Below are 24,486 nucleotides of genomic sequence, written 5' to 3'. Positions count from 1 at the left end.
CCCGGCGACCATCGGGCCGACGCCCTCCGGGGTGCCGGTGAGGATGACGTCGCCGGGCAGCAGCGTCATCGCGGCCGACACGTGCGCGACGAGGGTCGGCACGTCGAAGATCATCTGCGACGTGCGGCCGTCCTGGACGACGACGCCGTCGAGCCGGGTCGTCACCCGCAGGTCGCGCACGTCGACGTCCGTGACGAGGTAGGGCCCGAGCGGGCAGAACGAGTCGAAGCCCTTGGCGCGCCACCACTGCCCGTCGGCCGACTGCAGGTCGCGCGCCGTGACGTCGTTCGCGACCGTGTAGCCGAGCACGACCTCGGGCACCCGCTCGACCGGGACGTCGCGGCACAGCCGGCCGATGACGACGGCCAGCTCGCCCTCGTAGTCGACCCGGGACGACTGCGGCGGCAGGACGATCGGGTCGCCCGGCCCGACGACGCTCGTGTTCGGCTTGAGGAAGGCCAGCGGCTCGGCGGGGACCTCGTTGCCGAGCTCGGCGGCGTGGGCGGCGTAGTTGCGGCCGATGCCCACGACCTTGCTCCGCGGGATGACCGGCGCGAGCAGCCGGACCTCCTCGAGGTCGACCTTCTCCCCCGTGGGCTGCACGGGCATGTAGAGCGGGTCGCCCGTGAGGACGACGAGCTGCTCGGAGCCCGGCTCCCCCTCGACGACACCGAACCTGGGATCCCCGCCGGCCGTGAACCTCGCGATACGCACGGGCGCAGCCTAACGACCGGTGGCCGGACGGCCCGCGCAGGCTCGTTACCGTGGTGGGGTGGCAGCGGGGACGACGGCGGGCACGGCGCACGGGGCGGCGCACGGGCTCGTCGTGCTCGACGAGCCCGGTTGGACGGCGCGCGCCCGCGCCCACGCGGAACGGGTCGACCGGCTCACCGCCGGGCACCGGGAGCGCGCCGGCCGCAAGCACCCCGTCGAGGACTTCCTCTTCTCGTACTACTCGCTGCGCCCGGCCCAGCTGCGGCGCTGGCACCCCGGTGCCGGCGTCGCGCTCGCCGGGGCCGCCGCGCAGGAGCGGCTCACGTGGCGCGACCACACGACCGCGCCGACCGGCACGCACGACACGGACGGCGCGGCGGTGACCCTCGACGTCCCGGCGTTCCTCGCCCGCCGCGGCGACGCCGTCCGGCACGTCCGCGCCCTGCTCACCGCGGTGGCGTCCCGGCCGCTGCACCTCGGCTGCTTCGGCCTCCACGAGTGGGCGATGGTCTACCGGCTCGACCCGGGCGACGTCCGGCACGCGGGGTGGCCGCTGCGCCTGGGCCCGGACGGCACCGACGAGGTCGTCGGGTCGCACCGGATCCGGTGCAGCCACTTCGACGCGTTCCGGTTCTTCACCGACGCCGCGCGCCCGCTGAACACCCTGCAGCCGCGCCGCGAGGACCAGGTCGCCCTCGACCAGCCGGGCTGCCTGCACGCGACGATGGACCTCTACAAGTGGGCCTACAAGCTGTCCCCGGCGACGCCGTCCGAGCTGGTCGCCGACTGCTTCGAGCTCGCCCGCGACGTCCGCGAGCTCGACATGCGGGCCTCGCCGTACGACCTGCGCGAGCTCGGCTACGCGCCGGTGCCGGTCGAGACCCCGGAGGGGAAGGCCGCCTACGCCGCCCACCAGAAGGCGTTCGCCGAGCGGGCTGCCCCGTTGCGGGCCGCATTGATCGCTGTCTGCGACCAGTTGATCACTGAGCGGTGACTCCTCCGTTCGGGTGAACGCGGCCGGGACGACGGTCGTTGTGGTGAGGGCCAGGGAGCACGTCCACCCGTCCCCTCCCACCGAGGAGTCATCCCGTGAACCGCTCGACGATGAGCCGCTCGACGATGAGCAGAGCCCGTTTCCTCGCAGCCGCCGCCGCGGGCGCGCTCGCGGTCGCGCTCGTGCCCGCGGGTCCCGCCCAGGCGGCGCCCGCGACCGCCGCCCGGCACGCCGCCCTGCCCGACCGGATCGAGCTGCCGGTCGGCTGGCAGCCCGAGGGGATCACCTCCGCCGGCAGCCGGTTCTGGTCCGGGTCGCTGGCCGGCGGCGGGCTGCTCGCGGGCGACCTGCGGACCGGGAGGACGAAGGTGGTCCTGCCCGGCAAGCCCGGCCTGACGATCGTCGGCCTCTACTACGCCGAGCGCTCCGGCCTCGTCTGGGCCGCCGGCGCGGACGGCGCGACCTCGACGGTGTGGGCGATCGACGGCCGCACCGGCGCGGTGAAGGCCGCGGTCCCGGTCGCCCTCGACCCGGCGGGCTTCCTCAACGACCTCGTCGCGACCCGGACCGACGTCTGGGTCACCGAGTCGTTCGCGAACCGGCTCGTGCGGATCCCGCTCAACAGGCACGGCCTGCCCAAGGGCAAGGTCTCGGTACTGCCGATCCCGGCACCGTTCCCGACCACCGGTCAGTTCAAGGCGAACGGCGTGCGCGCGCTGAGCGACGGCAGTCTCGTGCTGAACCACTCCGGTGCGGGCGGCCTGTGGCGCTACGACCCGAAGCGGGCGAAGGTCACCGAGATCATGGTCAAGGGCACGCCGGCGACGGTGAGCGGTGACGGGCTCGACCTGCGCGGGAACACGCTCTACAACGTCCGCGGCAGCGGCGGCCAGGACGTCACCGTGGTCGAGCTGGCGAAGAAGCACGGCCGCTGGTCCGGCACCGTGCAGGGCGTGCTCTCGTCGACCGACGTCGACGTCCCGACGACGGGCACCCTCGCCAAGGGCTCGTTCTGGGTCGTCAACGCCCGCTTCGGCAACCCGTCGCCGGCGACGGCGTCGTTCTGGGTGACCCGCCTGGACCTGCTCGACGACTGACGGGCCGTCCGGCCCCTCAGAGGTGGGTCGCCCCCGGTACGCCGGCGATCCACCTCTGAGGGCCGTTCGGAGGCGTCAGCGGCGCGCGACGCCCTGTCGGAGCAGCCCGTAGACGAGCCCGTCGCGCAGCGCCTCCCACGAGGCCTCGACGATGTTCGCGCCGACCCCGACCGTCGTCCACGTCGTCGACGCGTCGGAGGTCTCGATGAGCACCCGGGTCACGGCGTCCGTGCCCTTGCTCGCGTCGAGGATGCGCACCTTGAAGTCGACGAGCGAGAGCTTGTCGAGCTCGGGGTAGACGGGCAGCAGCGCCTTGCGCAGCGCGTGGTCGAGGGCGTTGACCGGACCGTTGCCCTCCCCCGTCGCCACCTGCCGCTCGCCGCCGGCAAGGAGCTTGACCGTCGCCTCGGACACCGCGTCGCCGGCCGGCTTCGACTCGGTGATGACCCGCCACGACTCGACGTCGTAGTAGGTCGGCCGGGCGCCGTCCGTCTCCTCACGGACGAGCAGCTCGAACGAGGCGTCCGCCGCCTCGAAGGTGTATCCCGCCGCCTCCATGGCCTTGACGCGATCGGTCACCCGGGTCACGAGCTCGCGATCACCTCCCAGGTCGAACCCGAGCTCCTTGCCCTTGAGCTCGATGCTCGCCCGGCCGGCCATGTCGGAGACCAGCATCCGCATGTCGTTCCCGACCGTCGTGGGGTCGGTGTGCTGGTACAGGTCGGGGTCGACCTTGATCGCACTGGCGTGCAGGCCTGCCTTGTGGGCGAAGGCGCTGGCGCCGACATACGGCTGCCGGGAGTACGGCGGGACGTTCGTGATCTCGCTGACCGCGTGCGCGATCCGGGTCGCGTCGGCGAGCCGGCCCGCGGGCAGCACCTTCCTCCCGAGCTTGAGCTCGAGGTTCGCGACGATGGTGAGCAGGTCGGCGTTGCCGGTCCGCTCGCCGTAGCCGTTGAGGGTCCCCTGGACGTGCACGGCGCCCGCGTCGACGGCCGCGAGCGAGTTCGCGACCGCGCACCCGGTGTCGTTGTGGCAGTGGATGCCGAGCGCACCGCGGGTCGCCTCGTGGACGGCGTGGACGACGTCCGCGATCTCGACCGGGAGCATGCCGCCGTTGGTGTCGCACAGCGCCGTCACCTCGGCACCGCTCTCGAGCGCCGCCCGGAGCACCTCGACGGCGTACGCCGGGTCGTGCCGGTAGCCGTCGAAGAAGTGCTCGGCGTCGAGGAACACCCGACGGCCCTCGCTGCGCAGGTACCGCACCGTGTCGGCGACCATCGCGAGGTTCTCCGCGGGCGTGGTCCGCAGCGCACGCTCCACGTGCCGGACGTCGCTCTTCGCGACGAGCGTGACGACCGGGGCCAGCGAGTCGACGAGGGCGCGCACCTGCGGGTCGTCGGCCGCGGCGACGCCGGCCTTGCGGGTCGCGCCGAACGCCGTGAGGGTCGCGTTCCGGAAGGTCAGCTCGGTCGCCGCACGGCGGAAGAACTCGGTGTCCTTCGGGATGGCCCCCGGCCAGCCGCCCTCGATGTAGCTGACCCCGAGGTCGTCGAGGTGGGTCGCGATCGCCAGCTTGTCCTGGACGGAGAGCGACAGGCCCTCCTGCTGGGCGCCGTCGCGCAGCGTCGTGTCGTAGACGTGGAAGGCGGCGGTGCCGTCCTGCTGGGGTGTGCTGGTCACGGAAGCTCTCCGGGGTCATGGGATCGGTCGGGTCTCGGCGGCCGCTGAGGCGCGGGCTGACACGAAAAAGACCCCTCGCAGTGGGTCGCGAGAGGTCTGCGCGTCGGCGGTGCCGGGACGGGTGTCGAGGTCCTCAGGCGGTGCCGACGCGCCCGCCGATAATGACGAGGCTGCGCATAGTGCCGTCAGTGTGGCACACCGGAACCCGTGGTCGTGACCATCGTCCACCGTTCGGGCGCGTCCCGGCGGGCGGCGCGGCCGTCCGCACCGCGCGCTACGCCGCCGCGATGCCGAGGATGTCGGGCAGCTCCCGCTGCGTGACGAACGGCCCGTCGACGCGGCGCAGGGCGCCGGACGCCGTCCGCAGCACCATCGTCGTCGAGCCGCCGCCGTCGAGCAGGACGGCGTCCGTGGCGCCCAGGCCCCGGGCCACGGCCGCCATCTGGTGGTGGCTCGCGCCGACGAAGACGCCGTACCGCCACGAGCCGGTGCCGCCGCTCACCGTGACGAGCCAGACCGCGCCGCTGCGCCGGTCCCAGGCGACCATCGTCCGCGGCCGGATCGTGTCCTTCGCGCAGCGGATCCACTGCCGGCCCTCCGCGAGCAGCGTCGTCCCGGCGACCGTCGACTCGGCGACGACGCCCCCGGCGTCCGTCACCGCCCGGGCCGTGTACGTCGCGCGCTGCCCGACCCGGACCCGGCGCAGCGCCGCGGCGGCCGTGCCCGAGGCGCGGACGACGAAGCGGTTCTCGGCGGCCGCGGTGCCGCCGAGCCGGGTGGTCACCCGGGGCCCGGCCGCGATGACGACGCCCGAGCGGACGGCGACCTCCCAGGTGCCGCCGGTGCGGCGCTGGGCGTTGCTCCACTCCCGGGTGTAGACGGCGACACCGTTCCCGGACGCCGCCGAGTTCACGGCAACGACGGGCAGCCGGACGGCAGGGGCGCTCGCCGTGGCCCGCACCGTGACGCTGCCGCTCACGTGCGCGAAGCCCTTGCTCACGGCCCCGGTCGTCTCGGCGCCCACGTACCGGGTCCGACCGGCCGGGGCGTGCAGGACGCGCCCCCGGCGGACCTGGGTGCCCTTGCTCCACTCCCGCCCCGGCTCGCCGCGCCAGAAGTAGCCGCCGTTCACGCCCACGACGATCGTCGGCGAGGGTCGCACGGAGCCGGACGTCGTCCGGACGCCGCCGATGAGGGGCGCGCCGCGGGCCACGAGCCGTGACGAGCCCCGGTGCGCGGCCGCGACGGTGACCCTGGAGACGCGGCCGCCCTGCTGGGCCGCGGAGTACTGCCGCACGGTCACGGCGTCGTCGTCGAGCACGACCGTCGGGTGCGCCCAGTCCACCCTGAACGTGTCCGGACAGGAGACCCACAGCGAGGCCCGGTCCGAGACCGGCCCGAGGGCCGGGCGCAGCACGGACGGGTGTGCCGGCGCGGGCCCGCCAGACGGGACAGGTGACGGGCCGGGCGACGGCAGCCCGAGGGCCGCCGCGAGCGCGGCGACGGCGAGCGCACCGGCGGGGGTCGCACGGGCGCGACGGCGCTGAGCGGGCACACGGACCTCCGGTCGACGGGGCGTCGTGATGCCCGTCGGCACGGCGGTCCTCCCGCCGAGAACTCCGGCGGCGGCGGATCGCCCGTCCGGGTGACGGTCGGCGTGACCTCCACCCGGACGGGCCAGTCCGGGCTCAGGCGAGCCGGCGCAGCCAGCCGTGCGTGTCGGCGCGGCGGCCGTACTGGATGTCGACGAGCGCCTGCCGGAGCCGGCCGGTGACCTCGCCGACGCCGTCCGCGGTCGTCACCGGCGAGGCGACCTCGCCGCCGTCCCACACGAGCCGGCCCACCGGGGTGATGACCGCGGCCGTGCCGCACGCGAACACCTCGGTGATCCGGCCGTCCTCGACCCCGCGGCGCCACTCGTCGATGTCGACGCGGCGCTCCTCGACGTCCAGGTCGAGCTCCTTGGCCAGGGTGAGGATCGAGGAGCGGGTGACGCCCTCGAGGATCGTGCCGGTGAGCTCGGGGGTGACGAGCCGGCCGTCGGCGTGCACGAAGTAGAGGTTCATCCCGCCGAGCTCCTCGACCCACCTGCGCTCGACCGCGTCGAGGAAGCAGACCTGGTCGCAGCCGTGCGAGGCCGCCTCGAGCTGGGCGGCGAGGCTCGCGGCGTAGTTGCCGCCGCACTTCGCGGCGCCGGTGCCGCCGAGCGCGGCCCGGGTGTAGTTCGAGGACAGCCAGATCGACACCGGCTTGATGCCGCCGGAGAAGTACGAGCCGACCGGCGAGGCGATGACGAGGTACTTGATCTCGTGCGCCGGCCGGACGCCGAGGAAGGCCTCGGAGGCGAACATGAACGGCCGCAGGTACAGGCTCTGCTCGCCGCCGGACGGCACCCAGTCGAGGTCGGTCCGGACGAGCAGGTCGATGCTCGCGAGGAAGTCCTCGACGGGCAGCGCGGGCAGCGCGAGGCGCTTGGCGGAGCGGGCCAGCCGCTCGCCGTTCGCCTCGGGGCGGAACGCCCACACGGTGCCGTCGGCGTGCCGGTAGGCCTTGAGGCCCTCGAAGATCTCCTGCGCGTAGTGCAGGACGGCGGCCGCAGGGTCGAGCGCGATCGGCCCGTAGGGGACGATCCCGGCGTCGTGCCAGCCGGCGTCCGGCGTCCACGTCGCGGTGATCATGTGGTCGGTGAAGTGCTTGCCGAACCCGGGGTCGGCCAGGATCTCGGCGCGGCGCAGCGCGCTGGTCGGCGTGGCCGTGAGGTTCTGGGTGAACTGCAGAGCGCTCGTCACGGGGGGCTCCCTCAGATGCGTCACCCGACGGCGTCAGCCGTCGGCGGCGCCGCCGGGGGTGACCGCGGCACCGGGGGTCGTCTTCGAACGTACCAGCGCCGTGGTGGGGATGCTCCACCTCACCCGGAGGAGGGTCCCCGGCGCCGTCGTGCTCGGTGTCGGCGGCGGGGAGCCGGTGCCCGGGTCGCCCCGGGCACCGCTGCGTCGATCGTGCCCGTCAGCCCGCGACGCGGGCTGCGAGGGCGTCGCCGATCTCCGCCGTCGACCGGGCTACTCGACCCTGCGCGCGCTCGGCGAGGTCGGCCGCGACGGCCTGCTCGACGCGCGCCGCGGCCTTGTCGAGGCCGAGGTGCTCGAGGAGCATCGCGACGGAGAGGACCGTCGCCGTCGGGTCGGCCTTGCCCTGCCCGGCGATGTCGGGCGCGGAGCCGTGGACGGGCTCGAACATGCTCGGCGCCGTCCGGTCCGGGTTGATGTTGCCGGACGCCGCGAGCCCGATGCCGCCGCAGACCGCGGCGGCCAGGTCGGTGACGATGTCGCCGAAGAGGTTGTCGGTGACGATGACGTCGAAGCGCGCCGGGTCGGTGACCATGAAGATCGTCGCGGCGTCGACGTGCTGGTAGTTCGTCGTCACCTCGGGGAACTCGGCCCCCACGGCCTCGACGGTGCGCCGCCACAGGTGACCGGCGTGCGTGAGGACGTTGTGCTTGTGCACGAGCGTCAGCGTGCGGCGTGGGCGGTTCGCCGCCCGGCGGAAGGCGTCGCGGACGACGCGCTCGACGCCGAACGCTGTGTTGACGCTGACCTCGGTCGCGATCTCCTGCGGGGTGCCGACCCGGATCGCGCCGCCGTTGCCGACGTACGGACCCTCGGTGCCCTCGCGGACGACGACGAAGTCGACGTCGCCGGGGTTCGCGAGCGGGCCCGCGACACCCGGGTAGAGCCGGCCCGGGCGCAGGTTGACGTAGTGGTCGAGCTCGAAGCGCAGGCGCAGCAGCAGGCCGCGCTCGAGGACGCCGCTCGGGACGCCCGGGTCGCCGATGGCGCCGAGCAGGATCGCGTCGTGCCCGCGGATCTCGGCGAGCGCGGCGTCCGGGAGCGTCTCCCCCGTGGCGTGCCAGCGCTTCGCGCCGAGGTCGTACTCGGTCGTGGTGAGCGAGACCTCGCCGGCCGTGGCGGCCTGCAGGACCTTGAGGCCCTCGGCGACGACCTCCGGACCGATCCCGTCGCCGGCGACGACGGCGAGGTTGACCGACTGCTGGGACGACTGCGACATGTTCCAACCCTACTCTCGGCGTCCCGCATCTCGGGAACGCTGTCTCGCGATGTGGGACGTCAGGCGTAGGCGACGGCGCCGGCCCGGCGCGGGTCCGCGGCTGCGGTGAGTGTGCCGTCCGGGTCGCGGAGCACCGCACCGACGCCGCCGAAGTACATCGACGCGGGCTCGTGCTCGCGGCGCGCCATGCCGGCCGTCGCGTCGCCGTCCGGCAGCAGGACGCCGGGCTCGTGGTGCAGCGTCTCGGCGCCGTCGGCCGCCCGGCCGACGTGCAGCCGCGGCCGGTCGACGGCCGTCTGGAGGTCCGCGCCGCCGTGGGCGAACCCGGCCATCACCTGGAGCAGCGCGGTGGTGATCCGGTCGGCGCCCGGGCTGCCGATCGCCAGCGCGGCGCCGTCGGCCCGGCGCGCGACGGTGGGGGCCATGTTCGACGCGAGCCGCTCCCCCGGCGCCAGGCTGTGCAGGCCCCCGCGGTTCAGCTCGTGCTCGCCGAGGCAGTTGTTGAGCCAGATCCCCGTGCCGGGCACGGCGATCCCGGCGCCGTAGCCGCACGAGGCGGTCACCGCGCACGCGAGACCGTCGGCGTCGACCGCCGAGACGTGCGCGGTCGACGGTGCGACGCCGAGCCAGGCCTGGCCCTGGGCGAGGACGTCGTCGAGGAGCGCCTGGCCGGCGCTCGCCCGGTCGGGGGCGACGTCGAGCTCGTGCGCCCGGTGCCGCAGGACGGCGCGGACGACGCGCACGAGGTGGTCGACGTCGTCCGGCCCCCAGCCGCCGGACGCCGTCGGCAGCGGCCGGTCGCCGAGGAGCAGGAGCATCGCCGCGAGCACCGGGCCGCCGATCGCGGGCGGCGGGTTCGTCGCGAGCCGCCAGGCGCCGACCTCGACGGCCAGCGCGGGCCGCACGAGCGGCTCGAACGCGGCGAGGTCCGCCTCGGTGACGAGCCCGCCGTGCTCGGCCATGTCCGCCGCGAGGAGCTTGGCGACGTCGCCGGTGTAGAAGGCCGCGGTGCCCTCGTCGGCGACCCGGTCCAGGAAGTCCGCGAGGTCGGGGATGTGCACCGTCTCCCCGAGCCGGACCGGCGAGCCGTCGGGGTGGTGCAGCGCGGCGCGGACGTCGGGGTCGACGCCGAAGAGGGTCTCCCGGACGTAGCCGAAGTAGTAGTCGGACGCCGCACCCATCGGGAACCCGGCGCGGGCCGCGTCGGTGGCGGGCTCGACGACGACCCGCCACGGCACCCGGCCGAACATCGTGTGCGCCCGTTCGACGGCCGCGAGGACGCCGGGGGTGGCGACCGAGCCGTGGCCGACGGTCATGGCGGTGTGGCCGCCGTACTCGGTCACGAGCTCGCGGACGCCGCGGCCGAACGCCTCGGGCGGCAGGCCGCGGCCGGGCATCTCGACGTAGCCGTCGATCGTCACGGGCGGGCCGTCCGGCGGGCCGACGGTGACGAACGCGCCGCCGCCGAGCGAGACGATCCCCGGCTCGGTGACGAGCGCGACCATCATCGCGGCGAGCGCGGTGTCGACGGCGTTGCCGCCCTCGGCGGCGACCCGGGCGCCCGCCTGCGCGGCGAGCGGGCTCGGGCCGGCGACGCCGACCCGGGGCCGCGCGTCGGGGCTGCCGGTCACGGTCTCGTCAGGTCCGACCACCCGGGCATCCTCCCACCGGCGGGCGTCCCGGACGCGCCGGACGCGACGGCGGGCGGCGACCCGCGCCCCGGGCNGACCCGCGCCCCGGACGGCGCCCCGGCCGGGCCGGGCGACCGCCCGGTGCGCGGGTCAGCGGCTCTCGCCCTGGTCCCGCCGGTCCATCGACTCCTGCACGGCGCGGCGGGCGTCGGTCTCGTCCATCGGTGCTCCTCGGTCGACGACGGGCAGCCGGAACCGTTGCGCCGCAACGGGTCCGGGTGGTCCTCGGCGTCGCCGTCGATCGACGGCCCGCCGGCGTGGCGCCCGCCCGACCGCCGTCCCGTGGTCGGGGACGGCCGGTGGCGGACGCACGGACGACCGGGTCTCGTCGTCCGGTCTCCACGGTAACCCCGGCCGCACCCGCCGCCGGGTGCGTCTCACATCGCGGGACCACCGTCCGGTATGTGGCGCCACGACGTGCCGCGGACGCAGCGCCGCCCGCCGGGATCGGCGGGCGGCGCTGCTCGTCCGCGGGCCAGGGGTCACCTGACGCCGGCCGGCGCGCGGGGTCGCGCACCGGCCGGGCGGAGCATGGCGGGTCCGGCGTCCGGCCACCCCGCACGGCGGCCGGACGTCGTCCCTCCGTCGGGCCGCCGCCGCGAGGCGGGGCCCTGGTCCTGCGTCGGTCAGTCGTCGAGGGTCACGAGCCGGGCCGACGAGGCCCCGATCTCGCGGGCGATCTCGTCGACGACCGCGGCCGGCGCGGCCGAGTCGAGCGTGAGCACGGAGACGGCGACGCCGCCCTCGGCCGCCCGGCCGACCTGCATCGCGGCGATGTTCACGCCGGCGTCGCCGAGGAGGCGGCCGAGCGCGCCGATGATGCCGGGCCGGTCGGTGTAGCGCAGCACGAGCATGTTCTCGGCGAGCGGCACCTCGAGGTCGAGACCGTCGATGGCGACGAGCTTCTCGACCTGCTTCGGACCGGTCAGCGTGCCCGCGACCGAGACGCGCGTGCCGTCCGCGAGCGTGCCGGAGAGCGTCACGACGTTGCGGTACTCCGGGCTCTCCGGGTCGGTGAGGAGCCGGACCTCGACGCCGCGCTCGGCCGCGAGGACCGGGGCGTTGACGTAGGAGACCTGGCTCTCGACGACGTCGCGGAACATGCCCTTGAGCGCCGCGAGCCGCAGGACCGACACGTCGTTCGCGGTGATCTCGCCGCGCACCTCGACGTCGAGCTGGACCGGCACGCTGCCCGCGATCGCGGTGAAGACGCGGCCGAGCTTCTCGGCGAGCGGGATGCCCGGGCGGACGTCCTCGGCGATGACGCCGCCGGAGACGTTCACGGCGTCCGGAACGAGCTCGCCGGACAGCGCCAGCCGCACCGACCTCGCGACGGCGATACCGGCCTTCTCCTGGGCCTCGTCGGTCGAGGCACCGAGGTGCGGCAGCGCGACGACGTTGTCCAGCTCGAAGAGCGGGGAGTCGGTGCACGGCTCCTTGGCGTAGACGTCGAGGCCGGCGCCGGCGAGGCGGCCCTCCTTGAGCGCGGCGAAGAGCGCGGCCTCGTCGACGATCCCGCCGCGGGCGGCGTTGACGAGGACGGCGGTCGGCTTGACCCGGCGCAGCTGCTCCTCGCCGATGAGGCCGACGGTCTCCGGCGTCTTGGGGAGGTGGACCGTGATGAAGTCCGCCTCGGTGAGCAGCTCGTCGAGCCCGACGAGCCGCACGCCCATCTGGCCGGCGCGCGCGCTGCTCACGTAGGGGTCGTAGGCGACGACCTTCGTGCCGAACGCCATGAGGCGCTGCGCGACGAGGACGCCGATCCGGCCGAGACCGACGACGCCGACGGTCTTCTCGTAGACCTCGATGCCGGTGTACTTCGAGCGGGCCCACTTGCCGTCCTTGAGGGCGGCGCTCGCCTGCGGCACGTTGCGGGCGACGGCGAGCAGCAGGGCGATCGCGAGCTCGGCGGCCGAGACGATGTTCGACGTCGGCGCGTTGACGACCATGACGCCGGCCTGCGTGGAGGCCTTGACGTCGACGTTGTCGAGGCCGACCCCGGCCCGGGCGACGACCTTGAGGTTCTTCGCCGCGGCGAGCGCCTCGGCGTCGACCTTGGTCGCGGAGCGGATGAGGATCGCGTCGACGTCGGCGATCGCGGCGAGGAGCTGACCTCGGTCGGAGCCGTCGCAGGAGCGGATCTCGAAGTCGGGCCCCAGGGCCTCGACGGTGGCCGGCGAGAGCTCCTCGGCGATGAGCACGACGGGCTTGGTCACGACGTCCCTCTCAGGTCTGCCTGTGGCCCGCGGGTGGCTGCGGACCTGACGTCGAGTCTAGGCAGGCTTGTGAACGCCTTCACGAACGTCCACGATGTGGAACGGACGGTCCGGGCGCCGGACGTCGCACACGTCTGCGCAGGTCAGCGGCCTGCTGAGACCTGCGCGAACCTGCTGCGGCGTGCTCAGCCCTCCTCCGCCTGCTGCCGCTCACGCCGTTCCCGCTCGGCCTTCGCCAGCGCGGACTCGCCCTCGACGACGAGCGGGCGCAGTCGCGCCCACCCGAGGAAGAAGATCCCGAGGGCCGCCATCCCGAGCCCCAGCCACAGGTTCATGTCGAGGCCGTCGGACTTCGTGTCGTCGACGAAGGGGCTCGCGACGACGAGGACGACCCCGTAGAGCGAGAACAGCGCGCCGATGAGGTAGCGCAGGTCGAACAGCCCGCCCGAGGCGTCGTTCGCGTCGTTCGCGCCGACGGGCGTCTCGTCGTGCTCAGCCATGACGGGCTCCGCTCAGAGGAAGATGATCGACAGGACGACGGTGATGCCGAGCGCGCCGTAGCCGAGCAGCGCGGGCGACTCCCACCAGCTCCGGACCGCGGTCGCGGAGGCGATGTCCGGGGAGTCCGGGTCCGGGTTGCCCCAGACCAGACCGCGGAGCTGGTCCAGCGGTTTCGCCGGCGTCACGACCGTCACCAGGGCCATGACGACCCAGGCGACGAGCACCGCGGCGATCGCGCCGTAGAAGTTGATCATCTGCGCGTTCTCGGGCTTCGCGAGGTCCTGCCCCGCGTGGAAGTAGGCGATCCGCGGGCCGATCTGCTGGAAAGTCACGGCGGCGGCGATGCCCGCGAGCTGGCCGAACACACCCGCCCACGGCGAGGCCCGCTTCCAGAAGAGCGCGAGGATGAACACCGCGAACAGCGGGGCGTTGAAATACGAGAACAGCGTCTGGATGTAGTTCATGATGTTGTTGAACTGGGCGGCGATGAACGCCGTCCCGACGCCGATGCCGATCCCGACCACCGTGCTGACCCGGCCGACCTGCAGGTAGTAGTGGTCCTCGCGGTTCTTGACGACGTACGGCCGCCAGATGTCGTACGTGAACACGGTGTTGAAGCCGCTGACGTTGGCCGCCATCCCGGCCATGAAGGCCGCGAGCAGACCGGTGATGGCCACGCCGAGGACGCCGTTCGGGAGCAGGTCCCGCATGAGGGCGGGGATCGCGTCGTTGTAGTTGGCGTCCTGGCCCTTCATCGCCGGGACGATCGCGAGCGCGATGAGGCCCGGGATGATCGTCAGCGCCGGGATGAAGATCTTCGGGATCGCGCCGATGAGGGGGGTCCTGCGGGCGGCGGACAGGTCCTTGGCGGAGAGCGCCCGCTGCACCTCCGCGAAGTTCGTCGTCCAGTAGCCGAAGGACAGCGCGAAGCCGAGGCCGAAGACGATGCCGACCCAGTCCCCCAACGGGTTCGACCAGCCGCCGACGCCGGTGCCGGTCCACGTCGAGAAGAACCCGGGGTCGTCGATCTTCGCCTGCAGGCCGCTCCACCCGCCGGTCTTGTGCAGCCCGATGACGACGAGCGGGATGAGCCCGGCGAGGATGACGAAGAACTGGAGCACCTCGTTGTAGACCGCGCCCGACAGGCCGCCGAGCGTGATGTACGTGAGGACGAACAGCGCCGAGACGACGACGGAGACGAGCTGCGACCACCCGAGCAGCTGCTCGATGACGATGGAGAGCGCGAAGAGGTTGACCCCCGCGGTGAGCAGCTGGGCGACCGCGAAGCTCACGGCGTTGACGAAGTGGCTCGAGGTGTTGAACCGCCGACGCATGTACTCGGGCACGGAGTGCACGCGCGTCGAGTAGTAGAACGGCATCATGAACAGACCGAGGAAGACCATCGCCGGGACGGCGCCGATCCAGTAGAAGTGCACGGTCGAGATGCCGTACTGGGCGCCGTTCGCGGCCATCCCGAGGATCTCGATCGCGCCGAGGTTCGCGGAGATGAACGCCAGCCCCGTGACCCAGGCCGGCAGCGCCCGCCCGGAGAGGAAGAAGTCCTCGCTCGTCGCGATGGACCTGCGCGCCATGACACCGATGCCGATGACGACGGCGAAGTACACCGCGAGGATCGCATAGTCGAGGCCGTTGACGTCGAGCCGTAGCTCGCTGCCGCCCGTCCTGGCCGCTGCGAGAAGCATGTCTCCGCCTTCCGCACCGCGAACGGCGCAGGGTCGAACATCACTAATGGATCAAAAGGTGACCAGCGGGACGGACGCTAAACCTGCTGCCGGGGGTGCGCGTTTCGACGTGGCCACGCGGCACGACGCGGGCGGTGCGGACGCCGTCCGGGATCCGGACCGGCCGTACCGCAGGACGTCACAAGAGCGCTCCAACGCGCGACACGCCGGGCCTGGCGGCCGTTGGTGCGTCCTGCGGTACGCGGTGTCCAGGACGTGGGACGGGAGGGCGGACGGCGCGGGCGGGTGCGGACGTGCGGACGGCCGCCCCGGGCGGACCCGGGGCGGCCGTCGGCCGTGCTGGTGGTGCGGGGCGGGGCGCTCGTCAGCGGGCGGCGGTGCCCTCGACGTAGTCGCCGTCCGTCGACTTGACCCAGCTCATGAGCTTGCGGAGCTCGCGGCCGGTCGCCTCGATCGGGTGCTGCTCGCCCTCGGCGCGCAGGCGCTTGAACTCCGGGGCGCCGGCGTCCTGGTCGTCGATGAACCGCTGGGCGAACGCGCCGGACTTGATGTCGGCGAGGACGGCCTGCATGTTCTCCTTGACGTGCGCGTCGATGACCCGCGGGCCGGAGACGTAGTCGCCGTACTCGGCGGTGTCCGAGACGCTCCAGCGCTGCTTGGCGATGCCGCCCTCGTACATGAGGTCGACGATGAGCTTGAGCTCGTGGAGGCACTCGAAGTATGCGACCTCGGGCTGGTAGCCGGCCTCGATGAGCGTCTCGAAGCCGTACTGGACGAGCTTGCTCGCACCGCCGCAGAGCACGGCCTGCTCGCCGAAGAGGTCGGTCTCGCACTCCTCGGTGAAGGTCGTCTTGATGCCGCCGGCCCGCAGGCCGCCGATGCCCTTGGCGTACGAGAGCGCGAGCTCCCACGCCTTGCCGGTCGCGTCGTTCTCGACGGCGACGAGCACCGGGACGCCGCGGCCGTCGACGAACTCGCGGCGCACGAGGTGGCCCGGGCCCTTCGGGGCGACCATGGCGACGTCGACGCCCGCGGGCGGGGTGATGTACCCGAAGCGGATGTTGAAGCCGTGGCCGAAGAACAGCGCGTCGCCGTCCACGAGGTTCGGCGCGATGGCCTCGGTGTAGACGTGGCGCTGCACGTGGTCGGGCGTCAGGAGCATGATGACGTCCGCCTCCTCCGCGGCCTGGGCGGGCGTGACGACCCGCAGGCCCTGCGCCTCGGCCTTGGCACGGCTCTTGCTGCCCTCGGGCAGACCGACCCGGACGTCGACACCCGAGTCGCGCAGGCTCAGCGAGTGCGCGTGCCCCTGGCTGCCGTAGCCGATGACGGCCACGTTGCGTCCCTGGATGACGGACAGGTCGGCGTCGGCGTCGTAGAACATCTCGGCCACTGTGGTGCATCTCCTTCGAAGAGGTGGAGCGTTCGCAGGCGACCCTAGCGGCCGCCCGTCGGGGCGTGGATCAGGCGGTCGGGTTCAGGCCGAGCGCAGGGCGCGGTCGGTGATGGAGCGCGAGCCCCGGCCGACGGCGACCATGCCGGACTGGACGAGCTCCCGGATCCCGAACGGCTCGAGCACCTTGAGCAGGGCCTCGAGCTTCTCGGAGTTGCCCGTCGCCTCGATCGTCACGGCGTCCGGGGCGACGTCGATGACCTTGGCGCGGAACAGCTCGACCGTCTCCAGCACGTGCGTGCGGGTCTGGAGGTCGGCCTTGACCTTGACGAGCATGAGCTCGCGCTGCACCGACGAGGTCGGTTCGAGCTCGACGATCTTGATGACGCTGATGAGCTTGTTGAGCTGCTTGGTGACCTGCTCGAGCGGCAGCTCGTCGACGTCGACGACGACGGTCATCCGGGAGACCGACGCCACCTCCGTCGGGCCGACGGCGAGCGAGTGGATGTTGAAGCCGCGGCGGGCGAACAGGCCCGCGACGCGGGCGAGGATGCCGGGCCGGTTCTCGACGAGCACCGAGAGGGTGTGCTTGCTCATGACAGGGGTCCTAGTCCTTCGACGGCTGCGGTGGGTGTCGGGGAGGCGGTGGCCGCCGGGTCAGTCCTCGCGGTCCCACGTCGGGGACATGCCGCGCGCGACCTGGATGTCGTCGTTGCTCACGCCGGCTGGGACCATCGGCCACACCATGGCGTCGCGGTGGACGACGAAGTCGACGACGACGGGGACGTCGTTGATGCCCATCGCCTTCTCGATCGTCGCGTCGACGTCCTCGGGCCGCTCGCAGCGCAGGCCGACGCAGCCGTACGCGTCGGCGAGCTTGACGAAGTCCGGGATCCGCTCGCCCTTGTGGGACGTGTGCAGGTCGGTGTTCGAGTACCGCTCGTTGTAGAAGAGCGTCTGCCACTGCCGGACCATGCCGAGGCTCGAGTTGTTGATGACCGCGACCTTGATCGGGATGTCGTTGATCGTGCAGGTCGCGAGCTCCTGGTTGGTCATCTGGAAGCAGCCGTCGCCGTCGATCGCCCAGACGGTCTTGTCCGGCTGCCCGACCTTGGCCCCCATCGCGGCCGGCACCGAGAAGCCCATCGTGCCCAGGCCGCCGGAGTTGATCCACGTGTTCGGGTGCTCGTACTGGATGAACTGCGCGGCCCACATCTGGTGCTGGCCGACGCCCGCGACGTAGAGCGACTCCGGCCCGGAGATCTGGCCGATCCGCTGGATGACGTGCTGCGGCGAGACCTCGCCGGGCGGCGGCGCGGTGTAGCCGAGCGGGTAGCGGATGCGCAGCGAGTCGAGCTCGGTCCACCAGGCACCGAGGTCGGGCAGGCGGCCGGCCGCGTTCTCGGCCTGGACGGCGACGACGAGCTCGGAGATGACCTCCTTCGCGTCCCCGACGATCGGGACGTCGGCGACCCGGTTCTTCGAGATCTCCGCGGGGTCGATGTCCGCGTGGACGATCGTCGCGCCGGGTGCGAACGACGAGAGCTTGCCGGTGACCCGGTCGTCGAACCGCGCGCCGAGGCTGATGATGAGGTCGGCCTTCTGCAGCGCCGTCACCGCGGCGACGGTGCCGTGCATGCCCGGCATGCCGAGGTGCTGGGGGTGCGAGTCCGGCAGCGCGCCGCGGGCCATGAGCGTCGTGACGACCGGCGCGCCGGTGAGGTCGACGAGCCGGCGCAGCTCCTCGCTCGCGCGGGCCTTGAGGACACCGCCGCCGACGTACAGCACGGGCCGCTTGGACTCCACGAGCAGCCGCGCGGCCTCGCGCACCTGCTTGCCGTGCGGGCGCGCGACGGGCCGGTAGCCGGGCAGGTCGATCCGGTCGGGCCACTGGAAGCGGGAGACCGCCTGGAGGGCGTCCTTGGAGACGTCGACGAGCACCGGGCCGGGCCGGCCGGTGCCGGCGATGTGGAACGCCTCGGCGATGGCGCGCGGGATGTCCGCGGGGTCCGTCACGAGGAAGTTGTGCTTGGTGATCGGCATCGTGATGCCGGAGATGTCCGCCTCCTGGAAGGCGTCAGTACCGATCGACGAACTCGGCACCTGGCCGGTGATCGCGACCATCGGCACCGAGTCCATGTAGGCGTCGGCGATCGGCGTGACGAGGTTCGTCGCGCCCGGGCCGGACGTCGCCATGCAGACGCCGACCCGTCCGGTCGCGTACGCGTAACCCTCGGCGGCGTGCCCGCCGCCCTGCTCGTGGCGCACGAGGATGTGACGGACGGACGGCGAGTCCATGAGCGGGTCGTAGAGCGGGAGGATCGCACCGCCCGGGATGCCGAAGACCACGTCGACGCCCACCGCCTCGAGGGAGCGGACGAGGCTCGCGGCCCCCGTCATCGACTCCCCGTCGTGCGCGTGCGCGCCCGGCGTGCTCGTCGTCCCGGCATCGTTGCCGCTGCGGTGGCCTGACATCGCGGCCCTCTCCTGTCCCCGTCGCGTCGACGGTCCTGGCTGGCTGACCCGGGCCGGAGTCCCGGCCCGGTCTCCCGGTTCGTGTCACCCGCCGCCCGTGCGGACGGCGAGGTGGTCGGTGCCCCTCCGGGAGCGTTCGACCCCCGGAGACGAAAAGACCCCTCGGCCCACGAGTGGGCATGCGAGGGGTCGCGCGCTCGGCGGGGTCGTGAGGACCTCAGCCGGCGCGCCGTCCGAGTACGAGGGCAAGACGCACACGCTCACACTCTCCGGCGGCACCGGTCGTGTCAATCGGCCGGCGCGCCGGTCTCGCCATCCGAGACGACGCGCGGGGGCAGGACGACGCCCGCCACACCACCCGTGCCGCCGGTCGCCCGGGGCGCCTCGCCGACCGGCCCGGAGGCCCCGAACCGGCGGCCGCCCAGGGAGATCCCCTGGGTCTGCGGGGCGGACCGGACGTCGCCCGCCGAGGCGTGCCCGGCGCCCGGCGGGAGCGGCCCGGGGCCCTCTGCGGTCCCGCTGCCCGCGGCGGCGAGGGCGGAGTCGGTGACGTCGACGACGTGCGGCGCGGCCGCCCGGACGCCGTTCGCCGGGGTCGACCCGGTCGGTGCACCCGGCGCCGTCGGCGTGGGCGGCACGGTCGGCGCGGCGGGCGCCGGGGCGCCGTTGAGGTGCCGCCCGCCGGACAGGTCGAGCGGCGCCGCGACGAGGACGTCGAGCAGCTCGTCCTCGCGCAGCGGCGGGTACAGCGCGAAGCCCTGCCCGGCCCAGGCGCCGAGGTCGCGCACGAGGCGCGCCGCGTCGAGGTTCTCCAGGCCCTCCGCGACGACGACGAGGCCGAGCGCCCGGGCGACGCCGACGACCGAGCGGGCCAGCGTCGTCGCCCGCGGGTCGGTGCCGATGCCGTCGAGGAGCGTCCGGTCGAGCTTGATCGCCCGCACCGGCATCGTCTTGAGGTAGCTGAGCGAGGAGTAGCCGGTGCCGAAGTCGTCGATGACGAACTGGACGCCGTCGCGCCGCAGGTCCTCGATGACGTCCCGGACCGGGTCCTCCTCGCCGACGAGCTGGCCCTCGGTGATCTCGACGACGAGCCGGGCGGGCTCGAGCGTCGAGTCGGCGAGCGCCCGGCGCACGGTGCTCACGAAGTCGGCCTCGGACATCTGCCGCACCGACATGTTCACGGTGACGAAGAGCTCGTGCCCGAGCGCCCGCCACAGGGCGGCGCGCTGCGTCGCCTGCCGCAGCACCCACTGGCCGAGCTCGGTGATCTCGCCGGTGTCCTCGGCGACCTCGACGAGCTCGGCGGGGCTGACGAACCCGGACATCGCGGCGAGCGCCCCCGGCTCGTCGTGGCCGCCCTCGACCCGCACGAGCGCCTCGACACCGACGACGACGCCGTCCGAGAGCCGGACGAGGGGCTGGTAGGCCAGGGCGAGCCGGCCGGTGTCGAGGGCCTGCCGCAGGCCGATCGCGATGTCGACGCGGCGCAGGGCGCGCTGCGAGACGTCCGGGTCCCAGCGCGCGACCTTCGCCCGCCCGGCGGCCTTCGCCTCGAACATCGCGAGGTCGCCGCGGTGCAGGAGCTCGGCCGCCGGGGTGTCCGCGACCTCGACCGCGGAGCCGGCGCCGAGCGCCGGGAGCGGCTGCGCGTCGTCCGTGCCGGAGATGCCGATGCTGATGCCGAGCCGCACCGTCCGGTCCCCGACGAGGAAGGTCGGGCGCATCGCCGCGACGAGCCGCTCCCCCGCACCGACCGCCTCCCGGCCGTGCACGCCGCGCAGCGCGACGACGAACTCGTCGCCGCCGATCCGGCCGAGGACGCCCTCGTCGGCCGGCATCCCGCGCACCGCGGTCTCGAGCCGGCGCGCGACCTCGACGAGGACGGCGTCGCCCGCGAGGTGCCCGAACCGGTCGTTGACCGCCTTGTAGCCGTCGAGGTCGCAGTAGAGGACGCTCACGGCCGCCCCGCTCGCCAGCCACGTGGCGACCGTGTCGAGAACGACGCCGCGGTTGACGAGGCCCGTCATCCGGTCGTGCCGGGCGAGGAGCTGGAGGCGCTCGCGCAGGAGCACGGCGTCGGTGACGTCGGAGACGACCGCCACCGCGCCGCCGTCGACGACGCGCAGCCGCATCTCGGCCGTGCCGTCGGCCGGGGCCGCGAGCCGCAGCTCGACCTTGGCCGTCGCGCGCCGCCGGTGGACGACGTCCCGCACCGCGTCACGGACGGCGGGCCGGTCGTCGAGGACGGCGATCTCGGCGACGTCGCGGCCCTCGAGGTGCTCGGGGCTGCGGGCGAGGAGCCGCTCGACGGCCGCGTTGGCGGCGACGACCCGGCCGCCGGAGTCGAGGCCGAGGATGACGTCCTGGGCGTTCTCCACGAGCGCCTCGAGGCGCTGCCGCGACAGCTCGAGGTCGGACAGCAGCTGGGTTCCCGCCCGGACGGCGAACACCTGCACGCCCACGACCGAGCAACCGACGACGGCGACGAGCAGCCCCGTCACGACCCCCGCGCGGCCGAGGGCGACCTGGATGCCCACCGCGGTCGCCGCGACCGCGAGGAGGGCGTAGGGCAGGACGAGCGCCGCGAACGTCGGGCGCGTGCGGTCGGTCTGCGGGCTGTCCCGGGCGTAGGGCACGAACGCGACGAGGAGGAACCCGCCGCCCGCGAGGAGCATCGTCGGCACGACCGGCACCCGCGCCGGGACCGCGTCGACGAGCCCGGCGAGCAGGAGCAGGGCGAGCCCCCCGGACGCGAAGGTCGCCCGCCGGGTGTGCCGGGCCTCCAGGGTGTGCCCGCGCGCCGTGACGGACATCCGCAGCACGGCGGCGAGCAGCCCCGCGAGCACCGTCGCGACGAGGACGGCGGCCGCTCGCGCCGGGACCGACGCCCCGGGCTGCGAGAGCACGGCCCAGACGATCGTCACGGCGCTGGACCCGACGAGCAGGCCCTCCGCGAACGAGTCGCCGACGCCGCCCCGGGGCAGCACGGTCTGCACGATGCCGACGGTGCCGACGCAGCCGAGGAGGGCGGCGACGAGCAGCAGGACGTGCCCGGCGAGCGGCATGACGTAGCCGGCCGGGTCCGTCGTGAGGACGAGCGGGTAGGCGACGGCGCACAGCGCGGCGGCCCCCGCGACGGCGGCGGCGGCCCGCCGCGGGAAGACCCTCGGGCGGCGCGCCTCGGCCAGCCACGACGCCGCGGCGAGCACCGCGCACGTCGCGGCGAGGACGGTCGTCGCCACCGCGATCACGCGGGGAGACTAGCCTCCCGCCGCCTGCGCCTGCGCGGCCTCCCTGCGCGGGACCGGCGCCGAGGGGTCCGGCGCGGCCGCGCCGCGGGCCGGCGGGAACCCAGGGACGCCGCCGGGACGGGCCGCTGGAGGTGGAAACCCTGGGCGCGGCGGCACCCGAGGGCGGCGAGCGCCCGGGCCTGCTCGGCGGTCTCGACCCCCTCGGCGACGACGGCGAGGCCGAGGTCGGCCGCGAGCCGCAGCACGGCCCGGACGAGGGCGTCGTCCTCGGCCCGCAGACCGAGCCCGGCGACGAACCGGCGGTCGATCTTGAGCTCGTCGACCGGCAGCTGCGCGAGGTACCCGAGCGAGGAGAACCCGGTGCCGAAGTCGTCGAGGGAGACGTGGACGCCGAGCGCGCGCAGGCTCTGCAGACGGGCCCCGGTGCGCGTGAGGTCGTCGATAGCGGTCTGCTCGGTCACCTCGAGGGTCAGCCGCGCCGGGTCGACCCCGCTCACCTCCAGGGCGTGCAGCACGGTCGAGGCGAACGCCGGGTCGGCGAGCTGGCGGCTCGCGACATTCACCGAGATCCCCGCGCAAGGGTCGCCGTAGCGGGCGAGCCATCCGAGGGCCTGCCCGAGCACCCACCGGCCGAGGGGCACGATCTGACCCGTCTCCTCGGCGACCCTGAGGAACTCCCGCGGCGGCCGCGGACCACCGGGGGCGTCCCAGCGGACCAGCGCCTCGCAGCCCACCCACCGCTGGTCGGTGAGGTCGACGATCGGCTGGACGTGCAGCGCGAGGCCGGCACCGTCGCCCAGGGCGACGTCCAGGTCCGCGACGACCCGTGACCGCTCGACGACCTCGGCGCGCATCCTCGGCTCGAACGCGGCGGACCGGGCGCCGCCCGCCGCCTTGGCCGCGTACATCGCGAGGTCGGCGTCGCCGAGCAGGGCCTCCGCCGTGCCGCCCCGCCCGGAGGCGACCCCGATGCTCGCACCGGTCCCCGCGGCACGCGGGTCCCTGTCCCGGCCGGCCGACCGCAGCCCGTCGAGCACGGCCGCGGCCAGCTCGAGGCCATACGCGGTCGTGCCGTCGCGGCCGAGCACCGCGAACTCGTCGCCGCCGAGCCGGGCCACGACGTCGTCCGGCCCCACCGACCGGGACAGCGCCGCCGCGACGTCGCGGAGCAGGCGGTCACCGACGGCGTGCCCCGCCGTGTCGTTGACGGACTTGAACCCGTCGAGGTCGACGAACAGCACCACGGCACGGCCCGCCGCGAGCCGCTCGTCGAGCACCGTGAGGAAGGCCGCCCGGTTCATGAGCCCGGTGAGCGAGTCGGTGCGCGCCTGACGGCGGACCTCGGCGGCCATCCGCTCCCGCTCCGTGGTGTCCCGCAGCGAGATCGTCAGGCCGGGCGTGGCCCCGCCGTCGCGCAGGCTCACGACCGACTCGGTGTCCCGCCAGCCGCCGTCGGCATGGCGCAGGCGCCCGCGGACCACGACGCTGTGCATCCGCCCGTCGACCAGCGGCCCGTCCGGTTCGCCCGCCCTGCCGAGGTCGTCGTCCTCGGGGTGCATCCGCTCGGCGAGCCGGCGGCCCACGAGCTCGTGCGGGGGCACGCCGAGCAGCTCCCGGACGGCCTCGCTGGCGAAGTCGACGCGGCCGTCCGGCGAGACCTGCAGCAGTGCGTCCCTGCTGTCCGCGAGGAGGTCGTCCAGCCGGCGTGCCTGGAGCGCCACGGCCGCCCACAGCGCGAGGTTCTGCCGGTGGACGACACCGATCTGGATCCCCAGTGCGGTGAGCAGCACCGCGGTCGCCCCGATCGTCACGACGTCGTGCCGGGCGACGAGGGAGAGCGCGACCGCCGGCGCGCAGAGCACCTGGGACAACCGACCGGGTCCGACGGGCCCGGAGTCCTCCGGACCGGCCTGCCAGAGCGGACCGCCGACCCGCCCGGCGGCCGCGAGCAGCACCAGGACCGCGACCCAGCCACCGGTACCGCTGCCGGCGTCCCCGGTGAGCACCCACGCGGCGTCCGAGGCGGCCGTGCCGACGGCCGCGACGACGACGAGCACCGACGGCACCCGGACACCGACGCCCGACCGGACGCCCAGCCCGGTGACCAGGCTCGCCGCGACGAGGTCGGCGGGCAGCCACAGCAGGGCCGGGTGGACGCCGTCCCAGCCGCCGCTCGACGCCGGGCTGCTCCGCAGCACGATCCAGAAGATGACGAAGGCGGCCAGCCCGACGGCCGAGCCGTCGAGGAGCAGCAGCGCCCAGCTCCGCACCCCGTGCCATGCGCCGCGGGCGAGCAGGACGGCGGCGAGGGCGAGGAGCAGGGCACCCGCACGCAGCCATCCCCACACCAGGAGGCCGGACCATCCCGATGCGGCACCGAGCAGGGCGAGCACCCACAGCGCGGTGGCCCCCGCGAAGCAGGCCCAGGTGCGGCGGACCTCTTGCGCGGCGCGCCGGGCCGCGCGGACCTGGGCCGCGACGGCGAGCGCGCCCACCAGCACGGCGGGCAGCGCGAGCCGGTCCAGCGGGACGAGCTTGGCCGTGGACGCCCCGACCGACGCGGCGAGCGCCACCCAGCCGAGCACGCGGACGACCAACGACACGGCCGCTGCACGCGTCTGCGACGTCGGGAGCACGGGCGGATGATTGCTCACCGTGACGGCAGACACGCCGTGCGTTCGCAAAGGTGAGCCGATCGGATGA

The 24,486-nt window shown here is 74.2% G+C and carries 16 protein-coding genes; 2 read left to right on the top strand and 14 right to left on the bottom strand.

Annotated elements, in window-relative coordinates; genetic code table 11:
• Nucleotides 1-714 (bottom strand): fumarylacetoacetate hydrolase family protein (locus ECOMGDLI_RS21680; protein WP_088318928.1); only part of this gene is annotated, 714 nt, incomplete at its 3' end.
• Between the two features lie 58 nt (nt 715-772).
• On the opposite strand from ECOMGDLI_RS21680, the gene ECOMGDLI_RS21675 reads away from it, so the two are divergent.
• Together ECOMGDLI_RS21675 and ECOMGDLI_RS21670 are read left to right on the top strand one after the other, a co-directional pair.
• On the top strand, nt 773-1,708 hold the full coding sequence (locus ECOMGDLI_RS21675; protein WP_233153579.1) for a 3-methyladenine DNA glycosylase: 936 nt from the start codon (nt 773-775) through the stop codon (nt 1,706-1,708).
• A gap of 95 nt (nt 1,709-1,803) precedes the next feature.
• Nucleotides 1,804-2,805, top strand: a complete 1,002-nt coding sequence (locus ECOMGDLI_RS21670; RefSeq protein WP_088318927.1) for a hypothetical protein — start codon at nt 1,804-1,806, stop codon at nt 2,803-2,805.
• 75 nt (nt 2,806-2,880) lie between these two features.
• On the opposite strand, the gene cimA is transcribed toward ECOMGDLI_RS21670, so the two are convergent.
• From cimA to ECOMGDLI_RS21605, 13 genes are all read right to left on the bottom strand, one after another.
• The gene (gene cimA, locus ECOMGDLI_RS21665; RefSeq protein WP_088318926.1) at nt 2,881-4,488 is read right to left on the bottom strand and encodes a citramalate synthase; all 1,608 of its coding nucleotides are present in this window, start codon (nt 4,486-4,488) and stop codon (nt 2,881-2,883) included.
• A gap of 274 nt (nt 4,489-4,762) precedes the next feature.
• Entirely contained in the window at nt 4,763-6,043 is a 1,281-nt protein-coding gene (locus tag ECOMGDLI_RS21660; protein WP_143447837.1) for a phosphodiester glycosidase family protein, read from the bottom strand.
• Nucleotides 6,044-6,176: 133 nt separating this feature from the next.
• Nucleotides 6,177-7,277, bottom strand: coding sequence for a branched-chain amino acid aminotransferase (locus tag ECOMGDLI_RS21655; RefSeq protein WP_088318924.1), 1,101 nt, complete (start codon nt 7,275-7,277; stop codon nt 6,177-6,179).
• Between the two features lie 217 nt (nt 7,278-7,494).
• The gene (locus ECOMGDLI_RS21650) at nt 7,495-8,553 is read right to left on the bottom strand and encodes a 3-isopropylmalate dehydrogenase (RefSeq protein WP_088318923.1); all 1,059 of its coding nucleotides are present in this window, start codon (nt 8,551-8,553) and stop codon (nt 7,495-7,497) included.
• Between the two features lie 59 nt (nt 8,554-8,612).
• Nucleotides 8,613-10,058 carry a gamma-glutamyltransferase gene (locus ECOMGDLI_RS36935; protein WP_369812781.1) on the bottom strand — a complete coding sequence of 482 codons (1,446 nt, stop codon included), beginning with the start codon at nt 10,056-10,058 and terminating at the stop codon, nt 8,613-8,615.
• A gap of 812 nt (nt 10,059-10,870) precedes the next feature.
• Complete coding sequence (serA, locus tag ECOMGDLI_RS21640; RefSeq protein ID WP_088318922.1) at nt 10,871-12,460, bottom strand: phosphoglycerate dehydrogenase; 1,590 nt, start codon at nt 12,458-12,460, stop codon at nt 10,871-10,873.
• Between the two features lie 185 nt (nt 12,461-12,645).
• The gene (locus tag ECOMGDLI_RS21635) at nt 12,646-12,960 is read right to left on the bottom strand and encodes a hypothetical protein (protein ID WP_198955074.1); all 315 of its coding nucleotides are present in this window, start codon (nt 12,958-12,960) and stop codon (nt 12,646-12,648) included.
• A gap of 12 nt (nt 12,961-12,972) precedes the next feature.
• Nucleotides 12,973-14,664 (bottom strand): sodium:solute symporter family protein, encoded by a 1,692-nt coding sequence (locus ECOMGDLI_RS21630; RefSeq protein WP_088318921.1) that lies wholly within the window; start codon nt 14,662-14,664, stop codon nt 12,973-12,975.
• Nucleotides 14,665-15,028: 364 nt separating this feature from the next.
• A complete protein-coding gene (gene ilvC, locus ECOMGDLI_RS21625) occupies nt 15,029-16,048 on the bottom strand; it encodes a ketol-acid reductoisomerase (RefSeq protein ID WP_088318943.1) in 1,020 nt (339 codons plus the stop codon).
• 93 nt (nt 16,049-16,141) lie between these two features.
• On the bottom strand, nt 16,142-16,654 hold the full coding sequence (gene ilvN, locus ECOMGDLI_RS21620) for an acetolactate synthase small subunit (protein WP_088318920.1): 513 nt from the start codon (nt 16,652-16,654) through the stop codon (nt 16,142-16,144).
• A 60-nt stretch (nt 16,655-16,714) separates the two neighbouring features.
• Nucleotides 16,715-18,457: an acetolactate synthase large subunit gene (locus ECOMGDLI_RS21615; protein ID WP_369812780.1), complete on the bottom strand. Its 1,743-nt coding sequence runs from the start codon at nt 18,455-18,457 to the stop codon at nt 16,715-16,717.
• Between the two features lie 362 nt (nt 18,458-18,819).
• Nucleotides 18,820-21,783, bottom strand: coding sequence for a bifunctional diguanylate cyclase/phosphodiesterase (locus ECOMGDLI_RS21610; RefSeq protein WP_088318918.1), 2,964 nt, complete (start codon nt 21,781-21,783; stop codon nt 18,820-18,822).
• Complete coding sequence (locus ECOMGDLI_RS21605; RefSeq protein WP_233153578.1) at nt 21,780-24,386, bottom strand: bifunctional diguanylate cyclase/phosphodiesterase; 2,607 nt, start codon at nt 24,384-24,386, stop codon at nt 21,780-21,782. The genes ECOMGDLI_RS21610 and ECOMGDLI_RS21605 overlap by 4 nt, the downstream gene beginning before the upstream one ends.
• Nucleotides 24,387-24,486: the final 100 nt, after the last annotated feature.

Origin of the sequence: Kineosporia sp. R_H_3 (genome assembly GCF_002198675.1) — a bacterium.
Lineage (GTDB): Bacteria > Actinomycetota > Actinomycetes > Actinomycetales > Kineosporiaceae > R-H-3.
The sequence above is the reverse complement of the archived record's forward strand: the minus strand, read 5'-3'. Positions and strand labels throughout refer to the sequence as shown.